Annotated in this window: 18 protein-coding genes and 2 tRNA genes; 13 read left to right on the top strand and 7 right to left on the bottom strand. The window is 56.9% G+C overall.

Annotated elements, in window-relative coordinates; genetic code table 11:
• Positions 1–24: 24 nt before the first annotated feature.
• Both WFM49_RS08760 and WFM49_RS08755 read right to left on the bottom strand, forming a co-directional pair.
• On the bottom strand, positions 25–1,626 hold the full coding sequence (locus WFM49_RS08760) for an acyl-CoA dehydrogenase family protein (RefSeq protein WP_336972861.1): 1,602 nt from the start codon (positions 1,624–1,626) through the stop codon (positions 25–27).
• Positions 1,627–1,667: 41 nt separating this feature from the next.
• Positions 1,668–2,672 carry a magnesium and cobalt transport protein CorA gene (locus WFM49_RS08755; protein ID WP_009457748.1) on the bottom strand — a complete coding sequence of 335 codons (1,005 nt, stop codon included), beginning with the start codon at positions 2,670–2,672 and terminating at the stop codon, positions 1,668–1,670.
• 92 nt (positions 2,673–2,764) lie between these two features.
• Here WFM49_RS08755 and WFM49_RS08750 point away from each other — a divergent pair, with 92 nt between their 5' ends.
• The 7 genes from WFM49_RS08750 (at position 2,765) to WFM49_RS08720 (ending at position 7,444) form a co-directional block, all read left to right on the top strand.
• Positions 2,765–3,145 carry a DUF423 domain-containing protein gene (locus WFM49_RS08750; RefSeq protein ID WP_009457750.1) on the top strand — a complete coding sequence of 127 codons (381 nt, stop codon included), beginning with the start codon at positions 2,765–2,767 and terminating at the stop codon, positions 3,143–3,145.
• 57 nt (positions 3,146–3,202) lie between these two features.
• Positions 3,203–4,240 (top strand): adenosine deaminase, encoded by a 1,038-nt coding sequence (locus WFM49_RS08745; protein ID WP_060185702.1) that lies wholly within the window; start codon positions 3,203–3,205, stop codon positions 4,238–4,240.
• Positions 4,233–4,850, top strand: coding sequence for a DNA-3-methyladenine glycosylase (locus tag WFM49_RS08740; RefSeq protein WP_336972858.1), 618 nt, complete (start codon positions 4,233–4,235; stop codon positions 4,848–4,850). Before WFM49_RS08745 ends, WFM49_RS08740 begins: the two co-directional genes overlap by 8 nt.
• Before the next feature lie 58 nt (positions 4,851–4,908).
• Positions 4,909–5,223 carry an I78 family peptidase inhibitor gene (locus tag WFM49_RS08735; protein ID WP_022983535.1) on the top strand — a complete coding sequence of 105 codons (315 nt, stop codon included), beginning with the start codon at positions 4,909–4,911 and terminating at the stop codon, positions 5,221–5,223.
• A 6-nt stretch (positions 5,224–5,229) separates the two neighbouring features.
• Complete coding sequence (locus tag WFM49_RS08730; protein ID WP_336972856.1) at positions 5,230–5,637, top strand: PaaI family thioesterase; 408 nt, start codon at positions 5,230–5,232, stop codon at positions 5,635–5,637.
• Positions 5,638–5,816: 179 nt separating this feature from the next.
• A complete protein-coding gene (wrbA, locus tag WFM49_RS08725) occupies positions 5,817–6,416 on the top strand; it encodes an NAD(P)H:quinone oxidoreductase (RefSeq protein ID WP_009457766.1) in 600 nt (199 codons plus the stop codon).
• Positions 6,417–6,430: 14 nt separating this feature from the next.
• Entirely contained in the window at positions 6,431–7,444 is a 1,014-nt protein-coding gene (locus tag WFM49_RS08720; RefSeq protein WP_336972854.1) for a glutathione S-transferase family protein, read from the top strand.
• Here the strand turns inward: WFM49_RS08720 and WFM49_RS08715 are convergent.
• On the bottom strand, positions 7,438–8,607 hold the full coding sequence (locus tag WFM49_RS08715; RefSeq protein WP_336972853.1) for an alpha-hydroxy acid oxidase: 1,170 nt from the start codon (positions 8,605–8,607) through the stop codon (positions 7,438–7,440). The two genes, WFM49_RS08720 and WFM49_RS08715, sit on opposite strands and share 7 nt — an antisense overlap.
• Before the next feature lie 291 nt (positions 8,608–8,898).
• Between WFM49_RS08715 and WFM49_RS08710 the strand changes: the two genes are divergently transcribed.
• Positions 8,899–8,975: transfer RNA gene (locus tag WFM49_RS08710), tRNA-Arg, on the top strand.
• A 202-nt stretch (positions 8,976–9,177) separates the two neighbouring features.
• On the opposite strand, the gene WFM49_RS08705 is transcribed toward WFM49_RS08710, so the two are convergent.
• Positions 9,178–9,651, bottom strand: a complete 474-nt coding sequence (locus WFM49_RS08705; RefSeq protein WP_009457769.1) for a hypothetical protein — start codon at positions 9,649–9,651, stop codon at positions 9,178–9,180.
• 320 nt (positions 9,652–9,971) lie between these two features.
• On the opposite strand from WFM49_RS08705, the gene WFM49_RS08700 reads away from it, so the two are divergent.
• Both WFM49_RS08700 and WFM49_RS08695 read left to right on the top strand, forming a co-directional pair.
• Positions 9,972–10,048, top strand: a tRNA-Arg gene (locus WFM49_RS08700).
• Between the two features lie 342 nt (positions 10,049–10,390).
• A complete protein-coding gene (locus WFM49_RS08695; RefSeq protein WP_060185696.1) occupies positions 10,391–10,726 on the top strand; it encodes a hypothetical protein in 336 nt (111 codons plus the stop codon).
• Positions 10,727–10,808: 82 nt separating this feature from the next.
• Here the strand turns inward: WFM49_RS08695 and WFM49_RS08690 are convergent, their stop codons facing one another.
• From WFM49_RS08690 to WFM49_RS08680, 3 genes are read right to left on the bottom strand one after another with little or no spacing between them, the layout of a single operon-like run.
• Complete coding sequence (locus tag WFM49_RS08690) at positions 10,809–12,245, bottom strand: NAD(P)(+) transhydrogenase (Re/Si-specific) subunit beta (protein ID WP_009457774.1); 1,437 nt, start codon at positions 12,243–12,245, stop codon at positions 10,809–10,811.
• Positions 12,242–12,562: an NAD(P) transhydrogenase subunit alpha gene (locus tag WFM49_RS08685; RefSeq protein ID WP_009457776.1), complete on the bottom strand. Its 321-nt coding sequence runs from the start codon at positions 12,560–12,562 to the stop codon at positions 12,242–12,244. Before WFM49_RS08685 ends, WFM49_RS08690 begins: the two co-directional genes overlap by 4 nt.
• 4 nt (positions 12,563–12,566) lie before the next feature.
• Complete coding sequence (locus WFM49_RS08680; RefSeq protein ID WP_026484257.1) at positions 12,567–13,685, bottom strand: NAD(P) transhydrogenase subunit alpha; 1,119 nt, start codon at positions 13,683–13,685, stop codon at positions 12,567–12,569.
• A gap of 656 nt (positions 13,686–14,341) precedes the next feature.
• Between WFM49_RS08680 and WFM49_RS08675 the strand changes: the two genes are divergently transcribed.
• The 3 genes from WFM49_RS08675 to WFM49_RS08665 are packed head-to-tail and all read left to right on the top strand — an operon-like array spanning position 14,342 to position 18,085.
• On the top strand, positions 14,342–15,391 hold the full coding sequence (locus WFM49_RS08675) for an ABC transporter ATP-binding protein (protein ID WP_022983533.1): 1,050 nt from the start codon (positions 14,342–14,344) through the stop codon (positions 15,389–15,391).
• Positions 15,392–15,396: 5 nt separating this feature from the next.
• Positions 15,397–17,064, top strand: coding sequence for an ABC transporter permease (locus WFM49_RS08670; protein WP_022983532.1), 1,668 nt, complete (start codon positions 15,397–15,399; stop codon positions 17,062–17,064).
• A gap of 16 nt (positions 17,065–17,080) precedes the next feature.
• Entirely contained in the window at positions 17,081–18,085 is a 1,005-nt protein-coding gene (locus tag WFM49_RS08665) for an extracellular solute-binding protein (RefSeq protein WP_250756836.1), read from the top strand.
• The last annotated feature ends 120 nt before the right edge of the window (positions 18,086–18,205 follow it).

Here is an 18,205-nt window from a genome sequence, read left to right as displayed (position 1 = left end):
ATGTCCCTAGTAGGCAGGCCTGCGTCAAGACGCCTGCAGGCGGGGCCAGATGCGATGCAAATACCAGGAAGCCTGCTCCACACCTTCCAGCCCGAATACGGTAGCCGGACCTTGTTGCAGACGATGGGTCGCGAACAGATCCGCGACGGCATCGGGAGCCACCTGGCGCATCAGGCAGGCTTGGTACAGCAGGGCCAGTTTCTGCGTCCAGACACGGCCTCCCGCCTGGGAAACCGTGCTCAACAAATCCTGTGCAACCTGGCCCAGTTCCGCATCATCTCCCGTACGGGCACGCAAGTCTGCCTGCAAGGCCTCCAGGACACCTTCCTGACTCAAGGCGCGCTGCACATCCAGGCACATCACATTGCCTGAACCTTCCCAAATAGAATTGACAGGAGCTTCGCGCAGCAAGCGTGGCATGGGGCCATCTTCGATATAACCGTTGCCGCCCCAGGTTTCCATGGCTTCGGCACACAGGGCGATGGCCCGACGACATACCCAGAACTTGGCAGCCGGGGCCAGCACGCGTAGCACCGCCTGCGCCACAGGATCATCAGCCCGTTCCTGCAAGTCCACCAGGAACAGGGCCAGATGGGTGGCCGCTTCGCTTTCCAGGCTCATATCCAGCAATACCGCCTGCATCAAGGGCTGATCGATCAACTGTTTGCCAAAGCAGCGTCGATGCTGACAGTAATGCAGGGACTGCACCAAAGCCTGCCGCATCAGGGCGGCACTGCCCAGCACGCAATCAATACGGGTACGGGCCGCCATTCCGGCCAGCAGAGCAATACCGCGACCGGCTTGGCCCACGCGCCAGGCCAGCGCACCATCAAAATCAATTTCGGCACTGGCGTTAGAGCGGTTGCCCAATTTGTCTTTCAGCCTGCGTATATACCGGCGATTCAAGCCATATTCGGTATAGCGCGGCATCAGGAAACAAGAAAACTGCTCGTGCTCACGCGCCAGTACCAGATGCCCGTCCGCCTGCGGCACGGAGAAAAACCATTTGTGCCCGTAAAGACGGAACGCCTGAGCCTGGGGATGCGCTTCAGTGGCGCAGCCGCGCAGATCAGAGCCGCCCTGCATTTCCGTCATGCCCATGCCCAGCAGCACGCTGCTTTTTTCTGTCATCAACTGATCAGAAGAGTCGTACTGATTGATGTCCAGCTTGGCCGCCCATTCCTGAAACGGATCAGCCTGCAATAAGGGCGCAGCGGCGCGCGTCATGGTCAAGGGACACAAGGTGCCCGCCTCAATCTGACCATGCATGTAAAAGCCCATGGCTCGTTGCAGGTGCTGGCCAGGTTCGGACTGATGGGGCCAGATATGCAGGCCCTGCTCCATGCCCAGGCTCATCAATTGATGCCAGGCGGGATGAAAATCCACCTGATCAACTCGTTGCCCTTGGGCAGACCAGCCTCGCCATTGCGGCGGCTGGCGATTAGCCAAGGCACCTTGCTCGCGCCAATGGGCAGAGCCCAGTTTCTGGCCGTAGTCCGCCAGCGCTTGCCGAGCCTCCTGGGAGGCCAGCTTGCTTTGCCAATGTTGTAAAGCCGGATCTTCGCCAAACAGATCGTCATTCATCAAATCCGGCACCTGATTCTGTAACTGCTGTTCCAGACCCATCTCGCCTCCTTGATTCCGGCCGTCTTGCCCCGTCTCTTAATCTAGAGCCATTTGGCCTTTTTGAATTTCCAGTACAAAAATCCGCACACGCTGCCCATCAGGCCCAAGGCCAGGGGGTAGCCCAGCGTCCATTCCAGCTCGGGCATGAATTTGAAGTTCATGCCGTAAATCCCCGCCACCGCGGTCGGCACGGCCAAAATGGCCGCCCAGGCCGCCAGCTTGCGGGTAGTGTCAGTCTGCTGCATCTGCCCTATCATCAAGCCACCTTCAAAGGCGAAGGCCAGGGCTTGCCGCAGGCTGTTAATAAATTCGGAAGTGCGGGCAATGCGGTCTGCCACTTCACCGAAATATGCCCGACTTTCCGCATCCACATACGCCAGCTCGATGCGCGACAAACGACGGCTTAGCTCCGCCAATGGCGTTACCGCGTTATACACGCGCAGCAAATCGCGCCGTAAACGATAAATACGCCGTACATCGTTTTCCTTGAAGCCCCGAATCAGAAATTGCTGTTCAATGGCCTCTACCGCCTTTTCGGTTTGTTCCAGGCAAGTCTGATACTGGTCCACAATCAGATCCAGCAACTCCGAGGCGACAAAATCACTGCCCCGCTCCAGCAAGGCCGGTGTGCTTTCCAGACGGGCACGCAGCTCTAAATAGCTGCTGTTGGAACCACGCCGCACCGTCAGCAACAAGCCGTGGGCAATCAGAATCTGCGTAGTACCAAAAAGTGGGCGCAGATCTTTCAGGCCCAAGGTTACCGCCACCACAATCAGGCAATTGCTGAACTCCAGCAATTTGGGACGGCGATGAGGGGCTATCAATTCTTCAACGGCATTGTCTGGCAGACCCAGTTGCCCCCCTACTTCGCGCAAGATCGCCTCGCTGGGGTCTTTCAAACCAATCCAGATAAAGCCGTCCTTCAAGGGATCGTGTACAGGCAGGTGATGAATATCCAAAGCCTGTGCTGGCTGGCCAGACTGATAGCGATACGCGGCCACCACAACGTCTTGTGCATCAGGGGCGACCGGAGCTATTTCTTGCATGCTGTCTCCTTGCAGACAAAGCCAATTTTTTTGTTCGATAATAGCACTGGCCTCCCTCCGCGCTGCGACCGCAGCGACTTGCAAGGAACGACATGAAATCACGATCCATTCTGTGCCTGGGCACACTGATTATGGCCTTGGGCGTAGGCCTGGGCGCGTTTGGTGCCCACGCCCTGCGCGCCATGGTTGACGCTTCGGCATTGGCAACCTGGCACACGGCCGTGCTGTATCAATTGCTGCATGGTCTGGGCTTGCTGCTGATTGCCGCGTTGGGCTCGCAATTGAATGCGACCTGGCAGTCGCGCAGCGCAATTCTGATGCTGGCTGGCGTACTGATTTTCAGCGGCAGCCTGTACATTCTGGTGCTTAGCGGCGTGAAATGGCTGGGCGCGATTACCCCTATTGGCGGAGTAGCCATGATTCTGGCCTGGCTCTTTCTGGCCATTGCCGCCCTGCGTGGCAAGGACGCCTGACCCCAGGCCTTTGCCTTCGTATAATGGGGCGCATATTCTGCCTACCAGGAGCGCCCCGTGTCTGATTCCGCCTTTTCCCTACGCGAATTTACCCGCCAACTGCCCAAGGCTGAACTGCACCTTCATATCGAAGGCACGCTGGAACCGGACTTGATCTTCAAGCTGGCCCAGCGCAATCACATTACGCTGCCCTATCCCGATCAGGCCAGCCTGCACGCCGCCTATCAGTTCACCGACTTGCAGTCCTTTCTGGACCTGTACTACGCCGGGGCGGGGGTTCTGATCACCGAGCAGGATTTCTTTGACATGACCTGGGCCTACTTTCTGCGCGCCCAGGCCGATGGCATTGTCCACACGGAAATCATGTTTGACCCGCAGACGCACACGGCACGCGGGATCGCCATGGAAACCGTGTTTGCCGGGATTGCCCGCGCCGCCCGCCAGGCTAGATCCGAGTTGGGGATCAGCAGCTATCTGATCTTGAGCTTCCTGCGCCACCTGAGCGAAGCCGAGGCGTTTGACACCCTGGAAGCCGCCTTGCCCTTGCGCAATCAGTATTCCGACCTGTGGATTGCCATTGGCCTGGACTCCTCGGAAAAGGGCAACCCGCCCGCCAAATTCGAGAAGGTTTATGCCCGTTGCCGAGAGCTGGGTTTCCGACTGGTCGCCCACGCGGGTGAGGAAGGCCCGGCCAGCTATGTACGCGATGCCCTTCAGCTTCTGAAAGTAGAACGCATCGACCATGGCGTGCGCAGCCAGGACGACCCGGCCCTGATGCAGTATTTGGCCGACCACGCCATTTCCTTGACGGTCTGTCCTCTGTCCAACATCAAGCTCAAGGTTTTTGATAGCCTGCACCAGCACAATCTGAAGCATTTGCTGGATCGCGGCCTGAATGTCTGCGTGAACTCGGACGACCCAGCCTATTTTGGCGGCTATCTGCTGGACAACTACCTGCAAACCGCCCAGGCCCTGAATCTGCGGGAGGCCGATTTACGCACTCTGGCAGCCAATAGCTTGCGCTCCTCCTTTTTACCCAAGGAGCAAAAGCAGGCCTGGTTGAACAAGCTGGAGCAGATTCCCGGAAATGACTGAATCCGCGCTGTACCTTCCACGTGCGTTCTTTGCCCGTGATCCGCGTTACGTTGCCCTGGAATTGCTGGGCAAAACCCTGGTTTTGAATGACGAGCGCGGGCAGCGCTGCGCCACCATTGTAGAAACCGAAGCCTATCTGGGTCCCCAGGATCAGGCCGCCCACAGCCGACGCGGTATCACCGAGCGCACGCGACTGATGTTCGGCCCGGCAGGCTACGCCTATGTGTATTTGATCTACGGCCTGCACCACTGCATGAATATCGTCAGCGGTGTTGAAGGCGATGGTACGGCGGTCTTGCTGCGGGCGGCGCAATGGACGCCGCCTGAGGATGGCCCGTCCCTGTCAGGCCCCGGACGATTGTGCAAAGGGCTGGGTATAGACAAAGCTTATAACGGTGCAGATGCCTGCACCCCTGCCATGCATTGGCTGGACGCCCCCGCCCTGCCGCCGGAGCAAATTCTGATCAGCCCACGCATCGGCGTAGAGTACGCGGGCGCCTGGGCCAAGGCCCCCTTGCGCTACTCGATTGCCCAGCATCCCGAGGTGTCCGTCAAGCCGGGCAAAACCACCACAAAACGCAGTGTCAAAGGCCTTAAACGCCCCGCCTAGAACAGGTATTATTAATCCTTCAAGCTGAATGCTTCCCAGCTGCTTTTAAGGATTTCCCATGCGACTCTCCGTACTACTTAGCGTCCTTCCCGCCGTTTTGCTGGCTGCTTGCACGGCCACGGGCAATAGCGCGCAAACAAGCTCGACTTCTTCGTTCAGCGACTCTTCTGGTGGTCTGTGCAATGCGGACGCCTTGAATCCAGCCGGTCAAACCGCCAGCCAAAGCCAAGTTGAACGTCTGGTCAAACAGGCCGGTGCGGCAAAAGCCCGCGTCCTGGCTCCGGACCGCATGTACACCACGGACTACGATCCCACCCGTTTGAACATCCGCGTGGACGAACAAAACAAAATTACCTCTGTTTACTGCGGCTGATCCCTGATGACTCTTGAGCAAAGCCAACACTTGCTGGACACGCTATTTGCCCCTTGGGTGCAAGCCCTGAAATTGCGTGTAGAAAACATGAATGAAGACGGCGTGGTTCTACGCCTGCCTTTTTCAGATCAATTGACGCACGTGGCCGGTGTGGTCTGCGGTCAGGTGTATATGGCGGCAGCCGATACCGCCATGGTGCTGGCTGTCAGTCAAAGCCTGGGGGAGTTTCACCCCATGACTACAGTTTCACTGAACACCAGCTTTGTACGCCCGGTTAGCCAGGGGGATGTGCTGGTACACGCCCAAGTGCTGAAACGTGGCAAAAGCATGGTCTTTGGCGACATCAAGCTGCTGGACGAGCAAGGTCGACTGGCCGCCCACGCCACCACCACCTACGCCCTGCTGCCAGGCTGATGCTCCCCGGGACGGCCACCCGCTTTGCAAGACAGACTCTGACACAAAACAATCCGTCCAGAGGTTTGGCAGAGCGGGCGTGGCACGACTATTATCGTTATAGCAGCTACGCCCCGGCTTAGCCCTGTGGCCGCTGCCCCGTCCGATTCCTTGTTGATCGCTTTTCTGGAGAAGTTCAAATGGCAAAAGTCCTGGTTCTCTATTACTCCGCCTATGGCCACGTAGAAAAAATGGCCCAAGCGGTTGCCGAAGGTGCACAAAGCGCTGGCGCAACGGTGGACATCAAGCGTGTCCCCGAACTGGTCCCGGAAGCGGTGGCCCAGAAAGCGAATTTCAAGCTGGATCAAGCCGCCCCGGTAGCCACTATTGGCGACCTGGAAAACTACGACGCCATCATTGTCGGCACCGGCACCCGTTTCGGGCGCATCAGCTCGCAAATGGCCAGTTTTCTGGATCAGGCCGGTGGCCTGTGGGCGCGCGGCGCACTCAATGGCAAGGTAGGCGGCGCCTTTACCTCTACCGCCACCCAACACGGCGGACAGGAGCTGACGCTACTGTCCATTATTCATAACCTGATGCACTTTGGCATGATTGTGGTGGGCCTGCCTTACAGCTTTGCAGGCCAGACACTGCTGAACGAAGTCACTGGCGGCAGCCCCTACGGCGCATCCACCATTGCCGGTGGCGACGGTTCACGTCAGCCCAGCCAGAACGAGCTGGACGGCGCCCGCTACCAGGGCCGTCATATCGCTGAAATTGCAATCAAGCTGAAAGGCTAAAACGGAGTACACAGATGGGCATGATGATAGATGGACAATGGCATAGCAAAGAGCCTGTCAGCAGCACCCAGTCCCATACATTTCAACGTGCCCAGTCTGCCTTCCGGGACTGGATTACCGCCGACGGCGGCCCCGGCCCGGACGGCCAGGCAGCGCAGCCTGCCCAGGCCAATCGCTATCATCTGTATGTCTCGCTGGCCTGCCCCTGGGCGCATCGCACCTTGATCATGCGCGAATTAAAGGGGCTGCAAAAGCTGATTTCAGTGTCGGTGGTGAACCCCATCATGGGCGATCAGGGCTGGACCTTTGAACCGGCGGAGGGCGTGGTGCCGGACCCGGTCATGGATGCGCAGTTCCTGCATCAGCTCTATGCCAAGGCGGACCCGCAATTTACGGGGCGCATTACCGTGCCCGTACTGTGGGACAAACAGCGCGGCACAATCATCAATAACGAGTCGGCCGAGATCATGCGTATTTTCAATAGCGCCTTTGATACTTTGGGCGCGCGCAGCCTGGATATGGCACCTGCCGAGCTGCTGGGCGAAATCGACCAGATCAATGCCCATGTGTATGACACCGTCAATAACGGGGTCTACAAAGCAGGTTTTGCCCGCTCACAAGCCGCCTACGACACAGCAGTTCATGCCCTGTTTGACAGCCTGGACGGGCTGGAGGCTCGCCTGAGCCAGCAGCGCTACCTGACTGGCACGCAACTGACCGAGGCCGACTGGCGCTTGTTCACTACCCTGATTCGCTTTGATCCGGTCTATGTTGGCCATTTCAAATGCAATCTGCGCCGTCTGATTGATTATCCGAATCTGTGGAACTACATGCTGGAGCTGTACCAAATGCCTGGCGTGGCCAGCACGGTCAGCCTGGATCACATCAAGACCCATTACTACAGCAGTCACCGCCATCTGAACCCGACGGGCATTGTGCCGGCTGGCCCTGTACTGGATCTGAACGGGCCCCACGGACGAGGTCATTTACCCGTCCAGCCAGGGCCCTTGCATATCGGGCTTCAATAACCGGGGCGATCAAAAATATCGGGATTGAGCAAGATGGAGCGGTCTACCTGATTGATATCGGTACGACCGCAAAACGCCATGGACACGTCCAGCTCATTCGCCATCAATTTCAGCAAACGGGTCACACCGGCCTGCCCCGCCGCACCCAAGGCATACAGGAAAGCACGGCCAATCATGGCACCTTGAGCGCCCAAGGCGCGGGCACGCAACACATCCTGACCGCTGCGAATACCACCATCGACCAGCACTTCGATCTTGTCACCTACCGCCTTGCTGATCGCAGGCAGGCAGGAAATTGAGGATGGCGCGCCATCCAGCTGACGGCCACCGTGATTGGACACGATCAAGGCATCAGCCCCGCTATCCACGGCATAACGTGCATCGTCCGCATCCATAATGCCTTTAACAATCAGCTTGCCGCCCCAGGCATTCTTGATCCACTCGATATCTTTCCAGTTCAGGCTCGGGTCGAACTGCTCGGCCGTCCAGGTAGACAAGGAGCGCAGATCCGATACCCCCTTGGCGTGGCCGACGATGTTGCCAAAGCTGCGACGATGCGTGCGCAGCATATTGCGGCACCAGTACGGCTTGGTCGCCAGATTCAGCAAATTAGGAATAGTCAGGCGTGGAGGCGTGGTCAAGCCATTCTTGATGTCCTTGTGACGCTGGCCCAAGACCTGCAAGTCAAGAGTCAACACCAGGGCCGAGCAGTTGGCCGCTTTGGCACGCGCAATCAGGTTTTCAATAAAGCTGCGATCACGCATCACATAAAGCTGAAACCAGAACGGGGCACGGGTAGCCTGGGCCACGTCCTCCAGCGAGCACACACTCATGGTGGACAGGGTGAAAGGAATACCAAAATCCCGTGCGGCCAAAGCCGCCAGCATTTCACCATCGGCGTGCTGCATGCCGGTCAGGCCGGTAGGGGCAATAGCCACGGGCATGGCAACATCCTGGCCCAGAAGCTTGGTCTTCAGACTGCGATGGTCAATGTCCACGGCCACACGCTGTTTGAATTTCAGTTTGTGAAAATCCTGCTCGTTCGCATGATACGTGCCCTGCGTCCAGGAGCCGGAGTCGGCGTAGTCATAAAACATCTTGGGCACGCGGCGTTTGGCCGCCAGGCGGAAATCTTCAGTGCAGGTAATTTTCGACAGATCCATTACAGTGGGCTCCAAAACAATGGCGTAATAATGCGACTTTGTGCCCTGCGGGGCAAGTCATCCGGGGCAGACTGTTCGAAGTTTCTGTCTGGCGCGCCTAAAGGACCACCAAGACGAGCCCCCAAGACCAAAAATAAAGAGATTCACTGTTGTCCCACTGCACGCCTTGCCATCTCTGGCTTTACAGCCTGCCAGCCGACCCCGAAAAACATAAAAAAAGACGATTTCAGTAAAATTTGTTGATATTTTGGTGACAAGTAAAAATAGCCGTGCTATATTTCTACTTCTTTAGCGGCTGTAGCTCAGTTGGATAGAGTACTTGGCTACGAACCAAGGGGTCGTGGGTTCGAATCCTGCCAGCCGCGCCATATTCAGTAAAAAAGCCATTTCTTCGGAAATGGCTTTTTTGCTTTCTACTCGGATATCAGACGGCACCACTACACTGCCGAGCGTCGCTCAAACCTGCACCCACAATAGCAATAAGCAATACGAGCAGGCTTGAACGAAGAAATAGAACGAGCAATAGCGGTTATGGCTTTATATAGTTAGGAACTCTATTGCTACGAGGCCTTATCGCCTTTCAGACAACTCAATACCCGCACCGTCACCAAAGCCATCGTGCACCCATGCTGTCACGGGGACGGCATAGCTCCACCCACCCGCTTTCCACCAGCACTCTGCAAACCACGCTTGGATAGTATTGGCGGCAATACTCAAGCCATCAAACTCGTCATCCAGGAAATAGTCTTCGTGGAAGGCGTCCATCTTGCCCAAACCCAGAGAAAGCTCCATGGCCCTACCGGGGAAAATGGAAGGGTCGTTGCTGTCTACTTTATTATTGTCACCACGGTAGTAAATCCATGCCGACGGAGTTTCCAGGCCGTCTTCACCAAAGAAGATTTGCACCTCGGCATCCGCGACACTATCTGGCACAGGCAAGGCAAACAAGGTACGCAGTTCGGCAATAAAATGCTTTGAGGCGCGCTCCAAACACCGTTTATAACGCTGCTGAAACTGTGCCGGACTCAAGCCGAATGGAACCATGCCTGTAACTCCTGATGCAGCTAAACTGCTGCTAATTAACTGGTGACAGCCGCATCATCACGTTCGATTCTGACGCAACCGCACAAAGAGTAATGGCTCCACTCCCCAAGCAGCAAGTCACTCTTGCATCGGCAAGGTCATCCATACCCTGGCTTAAAAACACTACAAAGTGCCGGGTTAAATCCGCAGCCCCCTGCCCCGCACACCCCTCCAAATCCTTATTTTCCCGTGTTTTCAGAAAAATTTCGCACTTATTTCAAGAAAAATGCTTTTTAGGCTTGTCATGCTGATAAATAGTCTGCTATAGTTTCACTTCTTTAGCGGCTGTAGCTCAGTTGGATAGAGTACTTGGCTACGAACCAAGGGGTCGTGAGTTCGAATCTTGCCAGCCGCGCCATATTCAAGTTGGTTTCTTCACGGAAATCAGCGACCAGAGTTAGAACTCGTGGGGTCAAACCCAATGGATGAGACTCTGAAAAGATCAGCCCTGATGACATCGTCATCAGGGCTTTTTCTTTGCCTGCTGCTTTTACCCTGCATACCGCCGCTTACCTGCAAACAGATCAAAACTCCACGACTGCAGACCGGGCACAATGTCTGTTGCACTTTCCCGCCCCTACGGCCTCAACCGTAAAGGGACAAGCGGTGTAAAGTAGCGACTTCCGCCCAGACAGAGCCTGCCTGCTCTTGTTAGACCACAGTGTCTGCGCGGACCTCCTCTTAATCGACAGGATTGACCATGTTTGAGCGCACAAAACTTCTTTTGCCTTTAGCGGCCCTCCTTCTGGCCAGCGCCAATAGCTACGCCCAGGATAGCGGCCCTGCCATTCAGCTGGCGCAAATGGGCGGAGCCATGCACGCTGCCGCCGAAGTTTGCGGTGACTACAGCCAGACCCAGCTTGATGAGATGAAAAAACAGCAGAAGTCTTCCATTCAAAGCATGGGCCTGAACGACGAGGACTTTGATAAAGCCTTTGAGCAAGGCCTGGACCGTGGCCGTCAGGATCTGCAAAAAGCCACTGCCGAGCAGCGCAAGCAGATATGCGAGCAATTGCGCTCCGGCCCCAAGTTCTAAATTCGCTCTACTCAACAAGAAAGCGCTCTGGCCCGCAAGGAACCAGAGCGCTTTTTACTGCCAGCGCGAAGACGGACTCGTCTTACAGCGCTTTGACCATATCTTCGATGGTCTTTTTGGCATCGCCAAACACCATCATGGTCTTGTCCATATAGAACAGCTCGTTATCCAGACCAGCATAACCAGCAGCCATGGAGCGCTTGTTCACGATCACGGTGCGAGCTTTGTAGGCTTCCAGAATCGGCATGCCCGCAATCGGCGAAGCCGGATCGTTCTTGGCGGCCGGGTTGACCACGTCGTTGGCACCCAGTACCAGCACCACGTCCGTTTGAGCAAACTCGCTATTGATGTCGTCCATTTCAAAGACCTGCTCGTAAGGCATTTCGGCCTCGGCCAGCAAGACGTTCATATGGCCAGGCATACGACCGGCGACCGGGTGGATGGCGTAGCGCACATTCACACCCTGGCTGGTCAGCTTGTCCGACAGCTCTTTCAAGGCGTGTTGAGCACGGGCCACGGCCAAACCATAACCAGGCACAATCACCACGGACTCGGCATTGCTCATCATGAACGCGGCATCTTCAGCACTGCCGGATTTCACCGAACGATTACCCTGATCTGCACCACCCGCAGCCGCTTCCGGATTGGCACCAAAACCGCCCAGAATCACGTTGAAGAAGGCGCGGTTCATGGCCTTGCACATGATGTAAGACAGAATCGCACCGGAGGAACCCACCAGCGAACCGGCAATGATCAGCATGGAGTTGTTCAGGGAAAAACCAATCCCTGCTGCTGCCCAGCCCGAATAGCTGTTCAGCATGGACACCACCACGGGCATGTCTGCGCCGCCAATCGGGATGATCAGCATCACGCCCAGCAGGAAGGACAAGGCCAGCAGCACACCAAAGGCCCACCATGCCTGGGTCATCACAAAGATCACGCCGCAAGCCAGGGCCAGCAGACCCAGCAGCAGGTTCAGCATGTGCTGACCTTTGAAGGTAACGGGTGCGCCCTGGAACAGTCGGAACTTGTACTTGCCCGACAGCTTGCCAAACGCGATCACCGAACCGGAGAAGGTAATGGCACCGACCAGCGCGCCCAAAGCCAGCTCCACACGGTTACCCATGGGCAGAGCCACCTCGGCCGAGCCAATGCCGAAGGCCACCGGCTCCAGCACCACGGCAATCGCAATGGCTACCGCCGCCAGACCAATCATGCTGTGCATGAAGGCCACCAGTTCCGGCATCTTGGTCATCTCGACACGGCGTGCCATGACGGTACCCAGCACGCCACCAATCACCAGACCAATCAGAACCCGCAGCAGACCAGAGAGCTCTTTGCCTTCAGGGGCCAGGCTATAAATCAGCACGGCTGTGGTCGCAATGGCCAAGGCCATCCCCACCATGCCAAACAAGTTGCCACGACGCGAACTGGCTGGATGCGACAAGCCTTTCAGGGCCTGAATGAAACACACCGAGGCCAACAAATAGCACAAGGTAACGGTATTCATGGAAATCATGACTGCCCTTCCTTGGGCGTATTTTTAGCGCCCTTCTTTTTGAACATTTCCAACATGCGGCGGGTTACCAGGAAACCACCAAACACGTTTACCGAGGCCAGCGCGGTGGCAATAATGCCCATCGCCTGCGCCCAAGGGCTTTCGGTCAGGGCCGCTGCCAGCATCCCGCCCACAATAATGATGGCCGAAATCGCGTTGGTCACCGCCATCAAGGGCGTGTGCAAAGCGGGCGTCACTGTCCAGACCACGTGGTAACCCACGTAAATGGCCAGCACAAAGATGATCAGGTTAATGACCAGGGGAGAAATAATATCCATGGCGTCAGGCTCCCTGCTGTGGAAAGAGTCGTTTGCCACCCTGTACAACACGGCTGGCATTCACAATGTCGTCGTCCGCAGGGATATGCAGCTCGTCAGACTGATCCTTGAGCATCAAGCCCAGGAACTGTTGAATATTGCGTGCATACAAGGCAGACGCATCCGCAGCCACACGGGCCGGGAAGTTGGTCTCGCCCACCAGGGTCACGCCATATTTCTCCACAATCTGGTCGGCTTCGGTCAAGGCGCAGTTGCCGCCACGGGCCGCAGCCAGGTCAACAATGACCGAACCTGCCCGCATGGACTGCACCACTTCCTCGGCAATCAGACGCGGGGCGGGCCGCCCCGGAATCAAGGCCGTAGTAATGATGACGTCGGCCTGGGCACAACGTGCCGCCACCACCGCCGCCTGCCGTTGCAACCAGGAGGCAGGCATGGGACGGGCATAACCGCCTACCCCTTGTGCCGCTTCGCGCTCTTCATCGGTCTCGTAGGGCACATCAATAAACTTGCCGCCCAGGGACTCGATCTGCTCACGAGCGGCAGGACGCACATCAGAGGCTTCTACCACCGCCCCCAGACGACGTGCCGTGGCAATCGCCTGCAAACCGGCCACACCCGCGCCCAGCACCACGACACGGGCCGCTTTGACGGTACCCGCCGCGGTCATCATCATGGGAAAGAACCGGGGATATAAGGTGGCCGCTTTCAGCACAGCGGCATAACCCGCGATATTGGCCTGCGAGGACAGAACGTCCATGCTTTGCGCCCGCGTGGTACGCGGGATCAGCTCCAGGGCGAACGCCTGGCAGCCCGAAGAAGCCAGCCTGTCCAGACCCTGACTTTCGTAAGGGTCCAGCATACCGACGACCACATGCTCGGCACGCAAACGCGCCGAATCAACATCAGCCGGGCCCACTACCAGCAGCACGGTGGCTTGATAGGGATCTCCTATCGTTGCCCCTGCTGCCTCGTAATCGGCATCCGAGCTGGCAATCCCCTGTCCGGCACCCGCCTCGATAATCACATCATGGCCCGCCTTGCGGTAAGCCTTGATGGTATCGGGCGTGGCCGCTACCCTCTTTTCCCCGGTCCCCCGGGGGCTTAGTACACCCAGTCGCATCTTCAATCTCCAGTTAATTAACTAACTTCTACGATCTCTGACGACGTGCAGTACCCGGATGGGTGAGTCTGTCACCACGTGGACACGACCCAACAACCTCTCCGGCCCGGTGTGTGTTTGCCCTCAACACCGGAACACCATCTATAAATTCGGATGTGCAAAAAACAGGCCTGGTGAAGACCGGCCTGAACAGGATAGAAACCTACCCTTTAGTGTCCCTCTCCCACTCCTGCCCCTTGCAGGAAACTGTCATTCTTTTTGAACTCACTATAAGGGCCTTTATTTGACACAAGAAACCCCGACCCGCACTAGACCGCTTTAGACGAAAAAGCAAGACACATTACTACCACCTGATTATCGCAATATGATGCCTGTTCGACGGAATTTTTTTTTCTTGCCCACTGGGTAACACTGAGTAGATCAGCCTTTGCTACGGACTTAGACGCCTGATAATTAAAACTACAAGCATTGGCCTGCTGCTAAGATAGCAACTTCCTATAAAACTTGTCACTAACTTGTAATTAATGTTCGTGTTCACGCCCCGGTGATGTTTGCGTCGCTACTGGCCGCTGAACCACTTCTTTTCAAAGCCTAGGCAACCGCCCCCTTGATGCGCGGTTTACCTGCATTACTCAGTCCCAGGCTGATCTATCCCCATGGCAGACATCCACATCGATCACGTAGTGAAACGCTACGGCAGCAATACCATCATCAATGAACTGAGCCTGCAAATCCGGCATGGCGAGTTCTTCACTTTATTAGGGCCCAGCGGCTGCGGCAAAACAACCTTGCTGCGCATGATTGCCGGTTTCATCATTCCTGATGAAGGCCGCCTGTTTCTGGACAAGGAAGACATTACCTACCTGCCCGCGCACAAGCGTGAGACCGGCATGGTGTTCCAGGACTACGCGCTGTTCCCCGATAAAACCGTGTTTGACAATGTGGCTTACGGCTTGCGGGTACGCAAAGTCAGCAGCAGCGAGATCAAGAAAAAAGTCGCCTACATTCTGGAGCGTGTGGAACTGGGTGGCATGGGCGAGCGTTACCCAGCTGAGCTGTCCGGAGGCCAACGCCAGCGTGTAGCCCTGGCCCGCGCCCTGGTGATTGAACCCCGTGTTCTGCTGATGGACGAGCCTTTGTCCAACCTGGATGCCAAGCTGCGTATTCAAATGCGCCAGGTCATCCGCGAATTGCAGCAGGAATCCAATATCACCGCTATTTTCGTGACGCATGATCAGGAAGAAGCCCTGTCCATGTCGGACCGTATTGCCTTGCTGCGCCAGGGCCGTATCGACCAGCTCGATACCCCCGAAGCCATGTACTCCACACCACGCACTGCCTATGCCGCCGACTTTATTGGCGCAGCCAATCTGATCGACACCCTGGGCGTGCATGTGGAGGACGGTCACACCACCGTCAGCATTGCGGGTGGGCACATTCTGGTGAACAACCCGCCCCCTGTCGGCCAAGTGCTGCTGGCAGTGCGCCCCGAAAACATCACCCTGCATACCGAGGCTCAGGCCAGCAGCATTCCGGCTCAAGTCGTGGCTCGCCAGTATCTGGGAACCAAAACGGCCTACAGCCTGAAGCTGAACGACGGCAAGCAAATTATTGCCGACGTTGCCGCTGCCCAGGACCCGCATCTGTCTGCAGGTGCTTCGGTGAACCTGAGCTTTAGCCCTGAATGTCGTCTGGTCGAGGCGTAAGACCCATGGCTATTGCTGCAAGACCCCTGGCCCTTCGTTCTCCCTGGTTCCTGCCCGCCCTGGTCTGTCTGGTGGTGCTGGTGTTCTGGGTTGTCTGGCCACTCGCCTCCCTGTTCTATCAAAGCGTGATCGACCCGGCAACAGGCCTGCCCAGCCTGCACGGCTTTGAAACCTTCTTTAGCGACCCTCGCTATGTTGAGGCCTTCTTCAACACCATCAAGCTGGGGCTGATCTCCACGATAGGAACGCTGCTGCTGGGTGCGCCGCTGGCCTATGTAGTGGCCCGCTACGACTTCCCCGGCAAGGCCATCGTGGCGATTTTGCCTTTGACCACCATTGTGCTGCCGGACATCATCGTCTCGCAGGCCTGGCTGATGCTGCTGGGCAATAACGGTGTGGTGCGTCTGGCCCTGGAAAGCATTGGTATTGACCTGCCCAGTTTCTACGGCTGGTTTGGCATGTCCTATGTGCTGATCCTGAACGATTACACCTATGTGTATATCGGCATGCTGGCTGCGCTCAAGGCCATTGACGGCACGCTGGAAGAAGCCGCCGTGAACCTGGGCGCCAGCAATTTCAAGCGCGCGCTCAGCGTCACCTTCCCGGTGCTGATGCCTGCCCTGCTGGTCAATGCCATGATTGTGTTCACGCTGGCCGTGGACAACTTCTCCATCCCCATGATTCTGGGTGGTCAGGTCGATGTGCTGTCCTCGCTGACCTACACCACCTTTCTGTCCGAGATGAGCGGTAACCCCACCATGCAAGGTGTGCTGGCCGTGGTGTCCGTGATTCTGGTCGGTGCGGTATTGTTCATCCAGAAGCGGGTCCTGGAGCGCAAGACCTTCCAGATGCAGCAAGGCCGCGCCCCGCGCCCGGTTCGCGCTCAAGGCCTGGCCGGTATCCTGCTGACCGTGGGTGCGGTGCTGTTTGTGACCTTCTCGCTGATTCCGGCCTTTATCGTGCTGATTGGTGCCTTCACCAAAGCCAGCGGCCCGGTCATGCAATACGGAACCTTCACGCTGGACAATATGGAGCGTGCCCTGCGCTACGCTCCCGAGCCCATTTTGAACTCGCTGATGCTGGCCAGTGTCGCCACTCTTGCAGGCACCTGCTTTGCCACGATCTGCAGTTACCTGATCGTGAAAAAGCGCCTGTTCGTGGTAACCGCGCTGGACTATATGGTGATGCTGCCTTTGGCCATTTCCGGCACCGTGCTGGGTATTGCCCTGATCCAGACCTACAACAGCGGCATGCTGGTACTGACCGGCACCTGGGTGATCATGGCCGGCGCATACTTTGTGCGTAAAGTACCCTTCTCCATTCGCTCGGCCTCGGCCTCGCTCTACAACATTCCCGACTCTATCGAGGAGGCCTCCATCAATCTGGGTGTCAGCCCCTTCCAGAGTTTCTTCAAAGTGGTTCTGCCCTTGATGAAGCCCGCCATTCTGGGCGCAGCCATCCTGATGTGGGTCACTTCGCTGGCTGAAATTTCCGCCACTATCGTGCTGTATTACGGTGGCATGGAGACCATGCCCATCCAGATGTTCCGTCAGATCGACGCTGGCTTCCTGGCCCGCGCTTCGGCCTATGGGGTGATCTTGATGGTCGTGATTCTGGTGCCGATTTATCTGGCTATCCGTTTTCTCAAGCTGGATCTGTTTTCCAGCCGCTAATCTAAAAAGGCTCACTATGCTGACTACACGTTTTCTGAAAACTGGTCTGGCACTCTCCCTCAGTGTCGGCGCCCTGTCCCTGTCCGGTGCCGCCCTGGCCGCCAATGCCGTGATGTACACGCCCAATAATGTGCAAACCATTGATACGGCGCTGGAAATTGCTCGCAAGACCGCGTCTGACCTGTCCATTCAACAAGTGACCTCGGGCGCTGGTGCCTTGATGAAGCGTATCGAAGCCGAAGCACAGAACCCGCTGGGTGACGTGGTATGGGGCACTGGCTACGGCACCATGGCGGCTTTCCAGCAGAACTTTGAAGCCTACGAATCGCCCGAGAACAAGGCCATTCCTGAAGCCTTCCACGGCAAGGACAGCCTGTGGACCAGCTCCAACGCCCACGTCATGGTCATCATGGCCAACGAGCGCCAACTGAAAGGCCAGGCCGCTCCAAAAACCTGGTCCGATCTGTTCGATCCTCAGTGGAAAGGCAAGGTCATTATTGGTGACCCCGCATCATCGGGCAGTGCCTACGACCAGGTTTATGGCATCTACCAACTGTACGGTGCAGAAGGCCTGCAAAAGCTGGCAGCCAACGTGATCGTGTCCAAGAGCTCGGGCCAGGTCTACAAAAGCGTGGCTAACGGCGAGTACCCCTTGGGCGTGACCATGGAATACGCGGCCTACGCCTACGTGGCCGGTGGTCAGAAAGGCATTGAGCTGATCTACCCTGAAGACGGTACCTTCATCGCTCCTGAAGGCGTAGCCGTAATCAAGAACCCCAAGAACGGCCAGGAAGCGGCTCGCAAACTGGTCGACGTTCTGCTCTCCAAAGAAGTACAGGAAGCCGAGCTGGTGGAGAACTTCCGCCGTCCTACTCGCAGCGACATCAATGTGGCCGAGCTGACCAAGTTGCCTAACCTGGATCAGATCAAAGTGGCCAACATCGATCCTTTGAAGGCTGCTGCTGAGTACGAAACAGTCATCGAAGCCTGGAAACAGGCTTTGGCTGCAGCTGGCAAATAAGCCGGAGAAATTCAGAGCGCAATAGCAATGCGTGGTGGGCCTGCCCCACCCGCCTGCTGGTTCGCACTGAATGGACAAACCCCTTGATGCTGGATTCTCCTCCGGCCCTAAAGGGGTTTT

Source organism: Alcaligenes sp. PF14 (assembly GCF_037150615.1).
GTDB lineage: Bacteria > Pseudomonadota > Gammaproteobacteria > Burkholderiales > Burkholderiaceae_B > Alcaligenes > Alcaligenes phenolicus.
Note: the sequence above shows the minus strand (reverse complement) of the source record. Positions and strands in the feature narration are given on the sequence as shown.